The organism is Paenibacillus sp. J22P51, assembly GCF_059692215.1.
The window spans coordinates 551161-567310 of record NZ_JCAUAZ010000002.1 but is presented as its reverse complement, the minus strand read 5'-3'; the positions used below and the strand labels follow the sequence as shown (position 1 = coordinate 567310).

At 43.0% G+C, this 16150-nt stretch carries 17 protein-coding genes and 1 pseudogene; 1 reads left to right on the top strand and 17 read right to left on the bottom strand.

What is annotated here, in order from left to right; translation table 11 throughout:
- Positions 1 to 212: 212 nt before the first annotated feature.
- The 5 genes from AC58QC_RS07030 to AC58QC_RS07010 all read right to left on the bottom strand — a co-directional run bounded on the left by AC58QC_RS07030 (position 213) and on the right by AC58QC_RS07010 (position 5296).
- Positions 213 to 554, bottom strand: coding sequence for a DMT family transporter (locus AC58QC_RS07030; protein WP_497414473.1), 342 nt, complete (start codon positions 552 to 554; stop codon positions 213 to 215).
- Positions 551 to 1333: an HAD family hydrolase gene (locus AC58QC_RS07025; protein WP_497414472.1), complete on the bottom strand. Its 783-nt coding sequence runs from the start codon at positions 1331 to 1333 to the stop codon at positions 551 to 553. The genes AC58QC_RS07030 and AC58QC_RS07025 overlap by 4 nt, the downstream gene beginning before the upstream one ends.
- A gap of 35 nt (positions 1334 to 1368) precedes the next feature.
- The gene (locus tag AC58QC_RS07020; protein WP_497414471.1) at positions 1369 to 3069 is read right to left on the bottom strand and encodes a putative 2-aminoethylphosphonate ABC transporter permease subunit; all 1701 of its coding nucleotides are present in this window, start codon (positions 3067 to 3069) and stop codon (positions 1369 to 1371) included.
- A gap of 14 nt (positions 3070 to 3083) precedes the next feature.
- Positions 3084 to 4118, bottom strand: a complete 1035-nt coding sequence (locus tag AC58QC_RS07015) for an ABC transporter ATP-binding protein (RefSeq protein ID WP_497414470.1) — start codon at positions 4116 to 4118, stop codon at positions 3084 to 3086.
- 89 nt (positions 4119 to 4207) lie between these two features.
- On the bottom strand, positions 4208 to 5296 hold the full coding sequence (locus tag AC58QC_RS07010; protein WP_497414469.1) for a putative 2-aminoethylphosphonate ABC transporter substrate-binding protein: 1089 nt from the start codon (positions 5294 to 5296) through the stop codon (positions 4208 to 4210).
- 288 nt (positions 5297 to 5584) lie between these two features.
- Between AC58QC_RS07010 and AC58QC_RS07005 the strand changes: the two genes are divergently transcribed.
- Complete coding sequence (locus tag AC58QC_RS07005) at positions 5585 to 6133, top strand: GbsR/MarR family transcriptional regulator (protein ID WP_497414468.1); 549 nt, start codon at positions 5585 to 5587, stop codon at positions 6131 to 6133.
- Positions 6134 to 6363: 230 nt separating this feature from the next.
- Here AC58QC_RS07005 and AC58QC_RS07000 read toward each other — a convergent pair whose 3' ends face one another.
- The 12 genes and pseudogenes from AC58QC_RS07000 to AC58QC_RS06945 all read right to left on the bottom strand — a co-directional run bounded on the left by AC58QC_RS07000 (position 6364) and on the right by AC58QC_RS06945 (position 16079).
- On the bottom strand, positions 6364 to 7023 hold the full coding sequence (locus AC58QC_RS07000) for a methionine ABC transporter permease (protein ID WP_497414467.1): 660 nt from the start codon (positions 7021 to 7023) through the stop codon (positions 6364 to 6366).
- Positions 7013 to 8041, bottom strand: coding sequence for a methionine ABC transporter ATP-binding protein (locus AC58QC_RS06995; protein WP_497414466.1), 1029 nt, complete (start codon positions 8039 to 8041; stop codon positions 7013 to 7015). The genes AC58QC_RS07000 and AC58QC_RS06995 overlap by 11 nt, the downstream gene beginning before the upstream one ends.
- Before the next feature lie 82 nt (positions 8042 to 8123).
- Positions 8124 to 8999 carry a MetQ/NlpA family ABC transporter substrate-binding protein gene (locus AC58QC_RS06990; RefSeq protein ID WP_497414465.1) on the bottom strand — a complete coding sequence of 292 codons (876 nt, stop codon included), beginning with the start codon at positions 8997 to 8999 and terminating at the stop codon, positions 8124 to 8126.
- A 146-nt stretch (positions 9000 to 9145) separates the two neighbouring features.
- On the bottom strand, positions 9146 to 10237 hold the full coding sequence (locus AC58QC_RS06985) for a GerAB/ArcD/ProY family transporter (RefSeq protein ID WP_497414464.1): 1092 nt from the start codon (positions 10235 to 10237) through the stop codon (positions 9146 to 9148).
- A gap of 18 nt (positions 10238 to 10255) precedes the next feature.
- Positions 10256 to 10489 carry a hypothetical protein gene (locus AC58QC_RS06980; RefSeq protein ID WP_497414463.1) on the bottom strand — a complete coding sequence of 78 codons (234 nt, stop codon included), beginning with the start codon at positions 10487 to 10489 and terminating at the stop codon, positions 10256 to 10258.
- Between the two features lie 12 nt (positions 10490 to 10501).
- The gene (locus AC58QC_RS06975) at positions 10502 to 11695 is read right to left on the bottom strand and encodes a Ger(x)C family spore germination protein (RefSeq protein ID WP_497414462.1); all 1194 of its coding nucleotides are present in this window, start codon (positions 11693 to 11695) and stop codon (positions 10502 to 10504) included.
- Positions 11696 to 11716: 21 nt separating this feature from the next.
- Complete coding sequence (locus AC58QC_RS06970; protein ID WP_497414461.1) at positions 11717 to 13204, bottom strand: spore germination protein; 1488 nt, start codon at positions 13202 to 13204, stop codon at positions 11717 to 11719.
- 249 nt (positions 13205 to 13453) lie between these two features.
- A complete protein-coding gene (locus AC58QC_RS06965; RefSeq protein WP_497414460.1) occupies positions 13454 to 13693 on the bottom strand; it encodes an S-layer homology domain-containing protein in 240 nt (79 codons plus the stop codon).
- A 6-nt stretch (positions 13694 to 13699) separates the two neighbouring features.
- Positions 13700 to 13807: pseudogene (locus AC58QC_RS06960) on the bottom strand (S-layer homology domain-containing protein); the annotation flags it as partial.
- 302 nt (positions 13808 to 14109) lie between these two features.
- Positions 14110 to 14592 carry a hypothetical protein gene (locus tag AC58QC_RS06955; RefSeq protein WP_497414459.1) on the bottom strand — a complete coding sequence of 161 codons (483 nt, stop codon included), beginning with the start codon at positions 14590 to 14592 and terminating at the stop codon, positions 14110 to 14112.
- 80 nt (positions 14593 to 14672) lie between these two features.
- A complete protein-coding gene (rpmG, locus tag AC58QC_RS06950; RefSeq protein WP_497414458.1) occupies positions 14673 to 14822 on the bottom strand; it encodes a 50S ribosomal protein L33 in 150 nt (49 codons plus the stop codon).
- A gap of 36 nt (positions 14823 to 14858) precedes the next feature.
- A complete protein-coding gene (locus AC58QC_RS06945; protein ID WP_497414457.1) occupies positions 14859 to 16079 on the bottom strand; it encodes a GTP-binding protein in 1221 nt (406 codons plus the stop codon).
- Positions 16080 to 16150: the final 71 nt, after the last annotated feature.

Here is a 16150-nt window from a genome sequence, read left to right as displayed (position 1 = left end):
CATACTTTAGTTTTTTAAACAAACAATGATGATCGAAAAAGTCTGATGCGATAAATAAAGGCCATTTCAATCCGTAAGCACCACCTCCCAACAATTCTCTCAAACAGCGATTTTCGCGTTTAAATTTTGTATTTTAAACTCGCGATCAATAGGTTAACTACATGTAAAATGCGGGTTTATTTATTGTAACCATGAGGTTGCAATCCGACATTTCAATGAGCCTTACTGCTTAACTTCAAGCCAATGACACCGATAACGATGAGCGACATCCAAGCCAATTTGGTTATATCGAATGATTCCTTGAAAAGCACAAATCCTACAAGCGTAATAAGAACTATACCGACGCCCGACCAAATCGCATAAGCAATACCGACTTCGATGTAGGTCAGTGCAAAGTTAAGCAGAGTAAAGCTGCAGCCATATAAAACAAACATCAAAATAGACGGCCAAAATCGAGTAAAACCTTCGGATAACTTCATTGACGTCGTACCCGATAACTCGAAGAAGATGGCAAGTATTAAAAGTATCCATCCCAAACCACTCTCAATCTTCATGATTCCTCCAAGTAAAGTTCAGAGAACGTGGAGACGTACATGTCGGCATCTTTAAGAAAGAGGTCGTCGGACTGTTCAGTATCTTTACTCATTAGTCCTATGGTAACTGCAACCCCTGCTGATTTTCCCATCTGCATATCGCTATTCGTATCCCCAATCAAGGCCACCTGATTAGGTGCTAAACCGAGTTTTAAGCAAGCATTATGCACCATTTCTGGAAAAGGTTTCCCTTGTTTCACCTGATCGTTCCCTATAATAACTTTAAATAGTTGACGGATTCCCATCCATTGCAGGTGTTTTTCCGCTTCCGCTGTATCATCGGCCGTTACAATACCAATGGGTATTCCTTGATCCTGGCATTGCTTCAAAAAGTCAATAACTCCTGGCAGCGGATAAGCCGGACGAACCTGTTCCGTTTCTTCATCCGCCAAACGCTTGCTTTCCCTTGCAAACCGCATGGATTCACTCCAAGGAAGTCCTAGTCGGTAGCCTTGCCATGCCAATATGGCGAGTAAGTCTCCACTCGAACCCATGGCCAATGGACCGTTTCTACTGTAATTGGAGATATGTCCGTCGGCATCATGAACCGTTCCCCACAAAACTGAGATGGGTTCGATGACTCCAATAATTCCTACGGACAACACTTTACTTGAATAATGACGGTGTAACGACTCGCTCCAATATCCCCAAAGACTAATAAATTCAAGCAGTGTCCCATCCTTATCAAATAAAATTCCCTTCACAGAATAGCGTCTATTGTTAACTATCAAATTTGACATTTCCATCGCTCCTGAGATCATCATTTAAGTGAATACTAACTATTTTTCCTAACCAGTAGTGCTTCCGTTCGCCGACGAATCTTTCCAGACAACAACATCACAACGGTACGCATAATCAGGTTCGCCAGTATGATCAGCAGCGACATGGCCGCCGCCTGAGCTGTATCCCCTGAATCCTCCATGTTAACAATCGCCACGGCAGCCGGTTTCAAGTCCGGCGCATACAAAAAGATGATCGCTGACACCGTAACCATGCTGTTGATGAAATAATAGATAAAGATCTCCAAAATACTCGGCAGTGACATCGGTACCGTCACCCTGAGCAGTGTCCGATACCACGGTACATTCATCGTTTCTGATGCTGCCTCAAACTCACTATCAAGCTTCTTAAGTGCCGAGGTCATCGTTAAAAACGAAACCGAATAAAAATGTACAATATTACATATGATTACGATCCATATGGTACCGTATAGCCCATTTAAGGGTTGATTCGGATTATTAAAGTAGAATACATAAATGAGACCTAATACCAATCCTGGCAATGCGAGCGGCAGCATGGATAACAAATAAGCGGCATTGCGCAATACTACATAACCACGCGACTTTTCAATGAGATAGGCAAACATAAATGTAACTACAGTGCCAATTAACGCAACACTAGCCGAAATGACCAAACTGTTAACAAACGGTCCCGTCCCGTCAAAAAAACCATCATAATGAGTGAAAGAGAATTGTAAGTTATAAGGCCATACTTTCACTATCGACCCATAGATGGCCACAAGAATAATGCTAAGAATGGCAGCTGATACAATTGAACAAAGCATGTATAGAAGGCCGTCACGCAGCTTGTTTTCTTCAATTCGATATGGCATTGATTTCGCGCTAAGCCACCCACTCTGTTTTCGTTGTGAAATTCGGTCTATAATGAACGAAAATACGGCAGGAATTAACAGCAGCACACCAACAGCAGCCCCCATTTGCATGTTTTGTTGCCCAATCACTTGCTTGAACAAATCGGTAGCAAGAACATTGTACTGTCCACCTACAACCTTGGGTGCCCCAAAATCTGTAAACGTCAGGACAAAACAAACAAAAATCGTGCTAATGAGTGCAAATTTGGTACCTGGCACGGTAACCGTCCAAAAGGTACGCCATTTCGAGGCGCCTAGGGTTTCCGCTGCTTCATATAATCGATAATCCGAGCTCGCAAGAGCAACGGAGAGGATAAGAAATGCTTGTGGAAAGGTGTATAAAATTTCGGATAGAACAATCCCTATCGGTCCATAAATCTCAATGCGAATTTCAGGCAGCACACCGAAGAACCCGGTAGAAATCAAGCCTTGATTGCCAAATAAATAGATTAACGCTAATCCGTGGAGCATCGAAGGCGCAAAAAGCGGCAGCAGCGCTATGGATCGAAAAAACCATTTCCCCCGGATCCCGCTTCTCTCAAGCGCATAAGCAAACCCGAATCCAAGCGTCACTGCGATTACGGTCGTAATCGATGAAACTTTAATGGAATTCCATAACGAAGTGACTAAAGACGGTGTCGAGAAGTATTTGGCGAAATTGGCTATTCCAATAAAATGTCCTTCTTGATTACTTACGGCTTTCATCACGAGTTCCCCAAGCGGCAGCAGGATCGTCATTATTAAGGTGAGTGTCATTATTAAAATGAACCCGTTTTGACTCCATGCGTTAGAATTCGGTCGTATACGTTTTAACCACATTTGCATGACCAATTACCTCCTCATCCAACCGCACTATTCGATACCGCATCAAACCGAATAACATGTTCATGTGGTAAGTTGAACGTTACCTTTTGATTAGGTTTGATATTAAAGGTCACCATAGCTTGCGTTGGCAGATCAACGGTAAGGAATTGTTGAAGAGGGGTATCCTGATGATCTAATAATTCTAGAACCAAACGGTAGTGAGTCCCTCGATATTCGAATTCCCGTACGATACCCTGTCTGCCTTTCTCGTGACCTTCACGAACCAATTGAACATGCTCTGGACGAATAGCCAATATAGCGTTCCCTTGTTTTCCCTTATCCGTTTCGATAAAGCTTACTGCTCCAATAAAATCAGCTACAAAGGGACTATTAGGGCTTTCATATACTTCATTTGGAGTGCCGACTTGAATGATTCGCGATTGGTTCATGACCACAATGCGATCCGCCATAGTTAAAGCTTCCTCTTGATCATGCGTCACCATAATTGTCGTCATGCCGAATTGTTTATGCAGACGGCAAATTTCACGTCGCAGCTTGACACGAACCTTGGCATCAAGGGCGGATAATGGCTCGTCCAGCAACAAACAATCCGGCGAAAATGCGAGTGCCCGTGCGAGAGCAACCCGCTGTTGTTGGCCTCCCGATAATTGAGCAGGTACTTTATGGTGTTGATCTCTTAACTCCACCAATCCAAGCAGTTCATCTACACGATCCGCAATTTGAGACCTGGTTAAACGATTGCGAAGTCCGTACGCAATATTCTCGGAAACCGATAAGTTAGGGAATAAGGCATACGATTGAAACATCATTCCGAAGTTCCGTTTTCCGGCGGGTACAGAAGTGATATCTTTTCCACCAATGGTCAAAAGTCCCCGATCCGCTTTTTCTAGCCCCGCAAGGATACGCAGCAGCGTTGTTTTGCCGCAGCCGCTAGGTCCTAACAGACAGATGAACTCATGTTGATGAATATCTAAATTTATTTCCTGCAACGCAGTTTGCTTCCCAAAATGTTTAGAAAGATTACGCAGCGATAAATATCCTGGCTTCATCACAAATGCCCCTTTTAACTAATTTGCCCAAATAAATTCCTGGAAATGGGAAGGATGCCCAACATCGGCATCCCGTAATAATCCAGCTTCTACTTTTTCGGCTCTGATTTGGAATCGTATTTCTTTGCCCAATCTGCCAGCACAGCTTCACGGTCTCTAGCAGCTTGATACAAATCCAACTTGGTCAATTGCGATACCGGATCTTTACTGTAGCCATCAGGAATCTTGTTTCCTTCTTGTTTAATACTTAAGATAGCGTAATTTTTATTGTATTCCTTCATAGGCTCAGCGCTAATCGCCCAATCCAAGAACAGCTTCGCTTCCGGCTTAATGTCTTTCTTTTTCACTAATGCATTTGCTTCCATATCCCAGCCTGATCCTTCTTTAGGGAAAATGACTTCAATCGGGGACCCTTTTTTCTTCTCCAAGATGCCGCTGTAGCCATATGAGATACCGATCGGAACTTCTCCTGAAGCTGCCATTTTCGCCGGTTTGGATCCTGAATGGGTATATACCATCATGTTTTCATGCAGTTTGTCCAATTGTGTCCAAGCTTTATCCTTACCGTACAGTTGGATAAGTGCATTAACCGTCAAGTATCCTGTACCTGAGGATGCGGGATTCGGCATAGCAATTAATCCTTTGTATTCCGGCTTAACTAAATCCTCGTACGATTGGGGAATGGCCAAGTGACGTTTTTCCATCTCCACCTTGTTTACAATGATGGCTGTCTCCCAGATATCAATACCGACCCATTTTGGAATACTCGATTTATCTTTAAATTCAGGCAACACTTGATCGACACCTTTAGGCGCATAAGCCTCTAACATCTTTTGATCATCCATAACGAGCAAGCTTGTTGCCGCCAAACCCCAGATGACGTCAGCTTGGGGATTTTCTTTCTCTGCAATCAACTTGGCTGTCATGATCCCTGTCGAATCACGAACAATGTTCACTTTAATCGTAGGATTCTGAGACTTAAAAGAAGTAAGATAAGTTTTGATTTGTTCTTCTTCCATTGCAGAATAAACGGTGATTTCCGCTGGTTTGTTTGTAGCCACCGTTGGGCTCGGTTGGCTGCTGTTCGAAGCTGCGTTATCTGGCTTCGCCGTACCACAGCCTGCTAATAAACCTGTAATAAGTAACATAGACGTAAGTGATTTCCATTTCGTTTTCATCGTTAATCCCCTTTTCCCGATATCATAGTTTCGATAAACCAATCCACAAAAATTCAATTTTTATTTATTTATGTGGATTTAAACCAAATTCATTCTCAAATATCCATTCCGTACAATTTTTATTGTACAATAAGAATATTTTTTTTGTGTCAAACGACCGTTAACTCAGTGTAAAGATTATGTAAATGCAGAAACCTAGTATTAAACAAGTGTTTTTTGCTATAATAGGTGTATTCAAACAAAATTCATTGAATCTTTCAACCGATCAAATAGGGAAGTGAAACGCTAGTGTCTCAAAATGAGGAAAAAAACACATCAGAACAAAGGTTGCGGATCAGACAAGACATGATTGATGCTATTGCAGATACGATGGATTTGTACGGTGCAACTCATTCATCCGGTCAATTGTATGGGATTATGTTCTTTGAGAATCGACCGATGACTCTCGATGAGATGAAAATTCGAATGAATATGAGTAAAAGCAACATGAGCTATGCGGTTAGATCATTGGTAGAATCCCAGTTGGTAAAAAAGTTAGAAGAAAAGCAGGATCGAAAAGAACTGTATGCTGCGGAGGTCGATTTTTTTGTTGCATTTCAAAACTTCTTCACGCACAAACTCCAACATGAAATCAATGTAATGACAGAAGCCATACGTAAAGCTCTTCCTGAATTGACAGAATTGATTCTTGACGAACATATAACAGACCAAGAGCGTAATCTTGCTCTACAAGATTTATATAAACTTCGGCATGGGCAAACATATTACGAATGGCTACAGCAGTTTGTCGACGCTCTGAAACGAGGGGAATATTTTAATGATCATTCTTCACCCTAATTGAATGATGATTTTTCTATCTGTACTTAAGCCCCATCGTCGAAGGCAGTCCGCAAGGAAAACCCTCCTTTCCTTCCCCTATAAACCGGAACCCCTTGATTGGAGTTCCGGTCTTATAAACACTAAACAACTTCATTCAACCACCGACTGTTTCCAGAAAAAAAAGGTTATCCCTCATGCAGCTCGCTCAGCCGCTTGAAGAATAACCACTTATAGGATACCCCTGTCATTCACTTCCTCAATCTCTTCGATATCCAATTTCCTAATGATTGCACGATCTGGACTATAACAACAAGCAAAATCACGGAGGTGTACATCACATCCGGTTCCCAACGCTGATATCCGAACCTTATTGCCACGTCCCCTAATCCCCCGGCCCCCATAACTCCGGCCATTGCCGATGCACCAACCAACCCGATCGTGGCAATCGCGAGTCCGAGAATTAAAGCTGGCCGTGCCTCCCTTACAATAACTCGAAAAATAATCTGCCGTTTAGAAGCACCCATTGCCTGATAAGCCTCGATGACACCAGGATCGACCTCTAATAATGCTGTTTCCATCAAGCGTGAAATATAAGGCGCGGTGTAAAAAACAAGTGGTACGATAGCTCCTTTCACTCCAATGGTCGTACCGACGAGCCATTTCGTTAAGGGGATGATGGCAACCATAATAATAATAAAAGGTATGGATCGAATGATATTAATGACAGCATTCAATATATGATAAACACCTGAATTTGCGTAAAGATGGCCCGGTCTCAGCACCACCAGCAGTACACCTAGAAATAGTCCTATTACACTTGAAATCACTAACGAATATCCGACCATGACGGCCGTTTCGTTAAGAGACTTTAAATAAAGGTCTGCATCTTCTATTAATTTATTTAGCATCTTCGATCACCTCAATCCTTAAGCCCTGCTCATTCAGAAAGCGTATACCGTTCTCAATAGCAATGGGATCTCCCGTTAAATGCAATACCAATGTGCCGAAAATTGTTTCTTTAATTTGAGTGATATTCCCGTAAATGATGCTGGGACGCAAAATAAATTTTGCCGTTAAGTCTGCCAGAACAGGCTCCGTCACAGAATCACCGATAAATGAAGCTCGAATTAATGTGCCTGCTTTCCCCGGATTTCGCAATTGAGTCCAAAGTAATTCCGGTATTTCCGTATCAAAAACACTTTTGATAAACTTGCGTGTTGTATCCGTTTGCGGCGCGTAAAACAGATCGATAACCGAACCTTGCTCGACAATACTTCCGTTTTCCATGACGGCAACCTGATCGCAGATTTTTTTGATGACATGCATTTCATGCGTGATCAGGACAATCGTAATCTCGTATTTACGGTTAATATCCAGAAGCAAGTCCAGGATAGAGTCGGTGGTTTGGGGATCCAATGCCGAAGTAGCCTCATCGCAAAGTAAAATCTCCGGATCGTTCGCCAATGCTCTGGCAATCGCAACACGCTGCTTTTGTCCTCCCGAAAGTTGACGCGGAAAGGACTTTTCTTTATCCTGGAGTCCGACCAATTCAAGCAGTTCTCTCACCTTGGCCTCTATTTCCTTTTTTGGAACGTTTGCCAACTCCAGCGGTGCGGCTACGTTCTGATAGACGGTTCCTGAAGAAAGCAGGTTAAAATGCTGAAAGATCATCCCTATTTTTCTTCTAATCATCCTTAGACCATTCTCGTTTAATTGTGACATCTCCACGCCTTTGATCCTGATACTGCCTGAAGTTGGCTTTTCCAAATAATTGATGCAGCGCAAGAGCGAGCTTTTGCCAGCCCCGCTGTAACCGATCACACCAAATATTTCACCTTTACGGATATGAAGGTTGGCCTGTCTAACCGCTTCTACCCGTACTCCCTTATGTTCAAATGTTTTATTGACGTTTATCAAGTCTATCAAGATGTGCCTCTCCTCTCATGCAAACATAAAGTCAAAAGGCCCCTTTCGATTGGAAAGAGACCTCTGTTTTTTCCATCATTACTTACCAAGACGGTACTATGTAGCTGCCGTATTTATCTACAACAAGTTTCTTAACCTCATCAGAATGATAAGCTTTAATTAATCTTTGAAATACCGGTTTATCTTTATCGGCAGTGCGCACAGCTATAAGATTTACCCAAGGTGAATCTTTAGGTTCAATAAAGATCGCATCCTTGGTAGGAACAAAACCATTATCCACTGCATAGTTCGTATTAATTACCGCTGCTGTGAGATCCGGCAGTGCTTTAGGAATAAAAGGAGCTTCCAATTCCTTGAATTTAAGCTTCTTCGGATTTTCTACGATATCACGAACGGTAGCTTTAACTCCTACGCCTTCCTTCAGCTTGATCAATCCCGCGCGTTCAATTAAAATTAATGCTCTTGCCCCGTTGGACGGATCATTCGGCAAACCCAGCTCATCGCCTTCTTTGATCTCCGAAACGTTTTTAATTTTCTTGGAGTACAACCCTATCGGAAAATTTAACGTATTCGCCAGTTTAACGATGTTCAGCTTGTTATCCGCCTTGAATTGATTGAGGTAAGGCTCATGCTGGAATGCATTCGCATCCAATTGGCCGTCCGCCAACACTTTGTTCGGTTGAATGTAATCGTTGAATGTAACAATTTCAATTTCCAAATTGTCCTTCGCCGCTACCTCTTTGACCTTCTTCCAAATTTCTTCCTCCACTCCTGCGGAGATGCCAACTTTCAACTTCGCTTTCTCGCTTGCCGGACTGGCTGAAGTCGAAGGAGCAGCTGCCGCTGTAGGCGCGGCGCTTGCGGATGCTGCATTTTTCGTATCCGACGTTTTTCCGCAGCCGGTTACCACCAATATTAAAATCATGGTAAAAATGGATAATAAATGCGACCTTTTCATACCTTTTCCCACTCCTATATTCTCTATTTATTGTCACCCAATGAAAATGTTTATATTCACATCGGATATGTCGGATTTAAGATAACACTTTATTGGCCAGATGTCAAATAAAACGATTGATTTTCACAGTGGCGAACACCCCTCGGCTATTTCACTTTCCTTTTTCGAATCGCATACACACCTAATAACAGTCCAAGGAAGCATAAGATATACGTTGCGTCAAACAAAGGCCAGTATTTTCCTAATTCGTTAAAGTAGGTTATACTGGGACCAGATGCGATTGCTCCTACGAGTAGGAGCATACCCATAGGGAGCGTCATAAAACGATACTCCTTAAGTCTTAATAGCTGCGCTAAACCTAAATTGAGCCCGTAAAAATAGAGGGTCAGCTTAAAATAGATCGAAATAAACCATCCGATCGTCAAAACCACCTCTACTCTCTCGAGGAAATTTCCAATATTAATATGTTTAGCCAATGAGAAACTAGGATATATGTGCCTCGCCGTATAGTCTGCGCCAACAACAAGAATTGAAAGTAAGACAATCATGATGATACTGATCCCCCCAAGCAGTGCTCCTATTAATATACTTTTCCTTATCTGGTCTGTTCGATTGACATATGGGAAAATCATTAAAAATACAATGAGCTCCATAAAAGGGTAAGCTACGGAAGCAAGAGAGCCAAATATCAACGGTTGGAAACCTTTTGCGAAGACCGGCTCTATGTTTACAATTTTTGCTTGAGGAAAAAGTCCAATAACAAAAAACAGGAATAAAAAGATAAAAAAAAGAAGTAATACTTCTCCTGTACGCGCATATGTTTCAATCCCTAACCTTGTCCCCATAATAATAATAGCAAGAAACAGAATGATAATGGATTGAATCGGAGTGCCCGGCAAAATGTGCGTAGTTATAAAATCCCCGAGTTCCCTGACATATGCGGAGGCGGAAATAAACAGATCCGCCAAAAACAAGAGAGATACACATATACCGATCCATTTGCCCAATATTTTTTCATTGTACTCAACCACAGTCAATCCTGGATAGAGCTTACCTACAATCGAAAATAAATATACAATCGGCAAGCCAATAACGAGTCCTATAACCGCGCATATCCACGCATCCTGTTTTCCCTCTATCGCTGTTATGGATGGTAATATCATGATCGAATCTCCAACGGTAGCAAGAGCTACAAGTATGGTTAATTGACGGGCTCCAATTTTACCTTTCTCCAACATCTCTCTTTCACCTCCCCCTTACGTAAGTAACTCTACAAGAGCATCTCTGAGCGGCTTGTAAACAACAATAATCCAATCCACTGGGTTAAGTATTTTCACATTCTGACTTTGCGCAATGCATAGTCCTGACCCGAAGATGAGCAGAATCGAAAAAACCCATAATTCCTTTCTTAACTGTTTCCTCCGTAGTGCTGGAACTTCGACCATGATGATTGCAATCGTAATTGCAACGATCCCTGCCACTACCCACATGCCGATTCACTCCTATTCCTTCATCTCTTCGAGAAAAGAATTGCTTATGGTACCCATACGCCTTATCTTCACATCCACATTCACTTGAACCGGAAGGTTGACAAATAGTTGATCCCATTCTCCTTTCACTTGTTCCCAGTAGGCTGGTTCCGCACGATGAATCGTTTCTCCAAACCCAAATATGTCGACTTTATATTCGTTTTGTAAATGATGAATGGTACGTTCGATGAAACCTTGAACCTTTTCTTCTGCAATCATCTCTAACTCATTGATCGTTTTTGTATTATTCAGATCAATCTTGCATTGCACTTCACCTATAATAGCTTCCATTCGAATGTTCGCATTGATTTGGGGTTTTCCGTTCACTAGCTTGCCCTTGACTTCCGATTTGGAGCGTATGATCTCTAAGGAAATCAGATTGCCTTCAGGGCAAGCAATATCGCCAACCGTACTTTTCACATTGTCGACGAGATAGTTATATGACTTGCTCTCTACTTCGTTCAACCAACCAATCAGTTTGTCCTTCTTAAACACAGCCAATCCCGCATACTGCAGTTTAGCGGGAGTGTCAATCTCCTCCACATTTTTCATGCTTTCGCCTTTCAATCCTTGTACTCGAAGTCCTGTTATTACTGGATGTTTCCCTTCGCTAACGAGATCAGCTATCAATTCATCCAATGTGACTGCGTCTGTAGGCGCCCATGCTTTTTCAGACGCTTTGAGTGAGGAGAACATATGATTCGCTGGGATTGATTCTAAATGCGTTAACACTTTAAGTGTATTTGTAGCACTAGTATCCTTCGCTATGACGACGAAAAAATCCGAGCGAAGTTCGTAATCTCTGGACAGGAGATCCAAAACTTTACCGATCCCCTCTTTGGCTACTGCTTCATGAATCACAAGCATCCGTAAATGAGCTGGATATATTTTCCTGGGAGAAACCGTCGTCATTTTTCGTACCGCTTCATACGCGGTATTTGCTGTAGCCTGATACATCGTCACCGGCGTACGGGTCCCCCCCCCTTTCTTCGCGGCTACTGCTCCTGGATCCACAACTTGCACGGAGACCTGGTATTGATTCCCTGCTTTATCAATCCCTAAGGCTACTGCAATCGCCAGATCATTCAATTCCCGGCGGCTCCAACATCCGGTGATAAATAAGAGCAATAGGATGCTCAGGAAAGAGATAACCAGTTTTCGCCTCATAGTCCCTCCCCCTTTCACCCTCTATTTTTCTTGTTGTGGCTTCGGAGACTGATTTTGTTCGCGAATCACGTTTTTCTGGCTGATCAGATGTGGACGGGAAAACATTGCCCAGCGGGGCAGCCGAAGTAACGTATCCTTATTATCTTTAAGAATAAACGGACCAAAAGGACTCATATAAGGAACCCCGAACGATCGCAAATTACACATATGAAGAAGTAGCGCAATGACACCTACGACGATCCCATATATACCAAAGGAAGCGGCAAGCCCCATCAGAGGGAAACGAAGCATCCTGATGGATATGGACATGTTAATTGATGGAACGATAAAACTGGAAATCGCTGTAATCGATACGACCATGACCATGACCGCGGATACGATCCCCGCCTCTACAGCTGCTTGTCCGATAACTAATGTTCCAACGATAGATACCGCTTGCCCTATAGCCTTAGGCATTCTTATACCTGCTTCCCGCAGGATTTCGAATGTGATTTCCATCAATAGCGCTTCGATGAATGCCGGGAAGGGGATACCCTCACGTTGGGCAGCCAAACTGATCAGCAGCCCCGTTGGCAGCAATTCCTGATGGAAAGTCGTAATGGCGATGTATAGAGAGGGGCCAAGCAGGCCAATAATGATTCCAAAAAATCGAAGAATTCGTATAAGACTGCTGATATCTGCACGTTGATAATAATCCTCTGGTGAGTGTAAAAATGAAATAAACATAGCCGGAACGACGAGAACATGCGGGGTTCCGTCCACCAAGATCGCAACTTTCCCTTCCAATAATTGAGCGGCAATCACATCAGGTCGTTCCGAATTGTAGATGGTTGGAAACGGACTGTACACTTCATCCTGAATAAGCTCTTCGATATACCCGCTTTCCAATATACCGTCGATGTCGATACGATCGAGACGCTGACGCACTTCTTGCACGACTTTGTCATCCGCAATGCCGTTGATATACATGATGGATACGTTAGTCTGAGTCACTCTGCCGATTCGTCTTGTTTCCAGCCATAGACTAGGACTTTTGATTTTCCGACGGATTAATGAGGTATTCGTGCGGATCGATTCCGAGAATGCTTCCTTCGGTCCCCGAATAACCGTTTCACCGGTGGATTCCGTCACACCCCTGTCTTTAAAGCCGCTCATACTGATGGCAAACCCTTTGGGATATCCGTCAATAAGCAAAATTGCACAACCGGATAAAAGGTGTGAAAATAAGGTATCAAAATCGGTTACATGCTGAATATCGCTTACTGTGAGAGTATCGCTTAATGCCTTTTTATCTAAGTCTATGCCTTTAACATTTATGATAAGTGTTTCCATCATGAAGTCTTGAACAGCATTCGTGTCTACGAGCCCCTCCGTATACAACACGATTGCATCTACTCCGTCGCCGTTCTCTCCGATTTTGAACTCCCTAAAGACGATATCATCGCTGTTTCCAATCATCTCTTTGATCAATCTGAAGTTGTCTTGAAGATGAGTATTTATCTGTTTCATTCCTGATGATCCATTTGGAACGTCTAGTGAGACTTTGGGACGGGAGCGAAATAATTTATCGAATATGGGCATACTGCGACCTTCTTCTGTAAGTTAGATATGTTCCAGTATGACCCCTGCAGACTAGATATAAACTAGCAACATACCCGCTAGCTAACGGCTGAAAACATATTAAATTCCGTATCGTCCGTATTGATATTCAATTATCGATGAAGAAAGCCCTACGATTTCTCGTAGGGCCCTTAGTTCCTATTTGTTCTGGATCAAATTCAGGATTGCCTGTGCCGTTTCCGCACGAACCGTTTCGGAACTCGGATCGAAGACACCATCACCCTTGCCTTGCATCATCCCTGCTGCAATCGCCTTCTTTACTTCGTCCTTGGCCCAATCCGACACATTCGTCCCGTCCTTGAAGGCTTGCAGTTCGTTGTTTGAGCTAATGATGCTTCCATGCTTATACTCATACGCTCTCACTAGCAAAGCAGCCATTTGTTCACGAGTAATCTCTTCGTTCGGAGCGAACTCTTTATCTGATGTACCTTGAATTAATCCCGCCGCATAGGCTGCAGCTACATCCCTGGCATACCAGTCATCAGCTCCGATATCGGTAAACGTTGGCGTTTGACTGTTTGATTTTAAATTCAGTGCTCTGTTAAGGTAACTGAGGCCTATACCTTGGCGCTAAGAATGATTCTGTCTAATGTGTGCAAAATTTTGACCTTCTTGGAAAGGAGCCATCTCCAAAAAACCTATACTCTTACCCATAAACCTGCTGGGGATAATTGCCGTGAAACACCTGCCTATTAACTCATCTTCTGTCACCATATCGCATTTGTTCAAGATGAGAACATCACAGGCAGACGTATGTTTTTCTTAACGGTCACCTTTCTTGCTCCTCACTTCATTTATTGTATTGAACCAGCACTATCCTTAAATTCGAATGTTTCGGCACATTCCTGAAGCAGTCGACAGAACGAACGGTTGTGGCCTATGTAAAAGGATGAAAGATCATATCGATTCCTTCCAGGTTCAAAGAATACCAATACACGATGTTTCATGCGCTTCATTGTCAATTGAACGAATTGCTCTGCTCGCTCCGAAGCGATCAGCGTTAAGTAAGCATAGAGGGAATGGTCTTCAGGCTCATCGAGGGGACTAACACCCGCACAAGAAAATTCAGTCACGATCTCCTTCTCCTTCAGGCATGTCAATGCAGGAAACAATTGCTGATCCACGTGAATATTTCCAAACAATGTGGTCAGCTTCGCCTGCTTGCGCTTCTTATCTCGATCTACCCATTGCAGTAATTCCTCTCCTCGGCGATGCCACTGCGCTTTAGCGTGTTGGCTCATTATGATTTCTTTGTCCTCATTGGCATTTATCCTCATCAGACGGCAAGACCTCCTTTGGATACCTCTTCAATTAAACAGAAAGTCCGGACAAGCAGCCCGGACTTCCCATGTTCTCCTTATCTTGTTTCACGATGAAGCGTCACACGATTCAACTTTGGACTAAACTTTTTCAACTCAAGACGAGCAGGGTTGTTTCTTTTGTTCTTGGTCGTTGTGTAGTTTCTGTCACCTGTTTCTGTACACGCCAAAGTAATAACGACTCTCATTCCGTTCACCTCCTATCGGTAACCTCTCATTTGCTGTTATTGCGGCAAAGGACAGGCTTCTGCCAATTCCATCATCGAATTCGGCAAGAGATCTTCAAATTGATTCCAATCGCCTTGCAGTTCAGCATCCGTTAATAAGCATGCATCTAGCGAGGCCACAATTTCAGCAATATCCATTTCTATCCCAATGAAGACAACTTTATTAATCCGATCTCCATAGGTGTCATCCCAGTGCTTAATTTGATCTGCATCTTCTTCAAGAACAGCCTCTCTTTCGCCGTCCGGCAGTGCAGACACCCAATGTCCTGCTGGTCCGAACTGAATGGAAGGACCTGCCTGACTTAAATTCTGAGCATGCTCATTACGAGTCGCCAGCCAAATAATTCCTTTCGCCCGAACAATCTCAGCAGGCCAATCTTCCATCCAGCCTATCAGCCGTGATGGCTCGAAGGGCCTTACTCGTTCATAGACAAAAGAGGAAATACCGTATTCTTCCGTTTCCGGGGTATGGGTTTCCTTTTCCATTTCTCTCATCCAACCTGCAGAAGTACTTGCTTCATCGAAACTAAATAGATGCGTATTCAGAATCTCAGCTGGCTCCACCCGTCCGTTAACGGAACGAATAAACTTAGCTCTAGGCTGTAAGGCACGAAGTACACACTCTAGCTCCTCCAGCTCCTCTTCTTCCAACATATCGCATTTACTCAATATGAGGACATCACAAAACTCGATCTGATCAATAAGAAGATCAACAACTTCTCGTGTGTCATCTTCACCGACTGCTTGACTACGTTCAAGTAACGTTTCTCCAGAGGAATAATCGGTCCAGAAGTGATAAGCATCGACCACGGTTACCATCGTATCCAGTCGGCAGAATTGTGTGAGATCTATGCCTTTCTCTTCATCCAAGTAGCTAAAGGTCTGTGCAACGGGTAAAGGCTCACCAACGCCAGTGGATTCAATGAGGATATAATCAAATTTCTCCTCTTTGGCAATCCGTTCGACTTCTTTCAAAAGGTCTTCACGAAGTGTGCAGCAAATACAACCATTGGACATCTCCACTAAGCTTTCACTCGTTCGAGATATCCTATTACCTTCCCTTATCAAATCGGCATCTATGTTGACCTCACTTAAATCATTGACGATTACTGCTACCTTTAAGCCATCCTGATTATGGAGTACATAATTTAACAGTGTTGTTTTACCTGCTCCCAAGTAGCCGCTTAATACAGTGACAGGAATTTTATTCATAGACATATCCACTCTCCATTTATCGTAATTTTTACGAATTACTTTTAATTAATAAGCAAACACATGGTTTGCCTAAT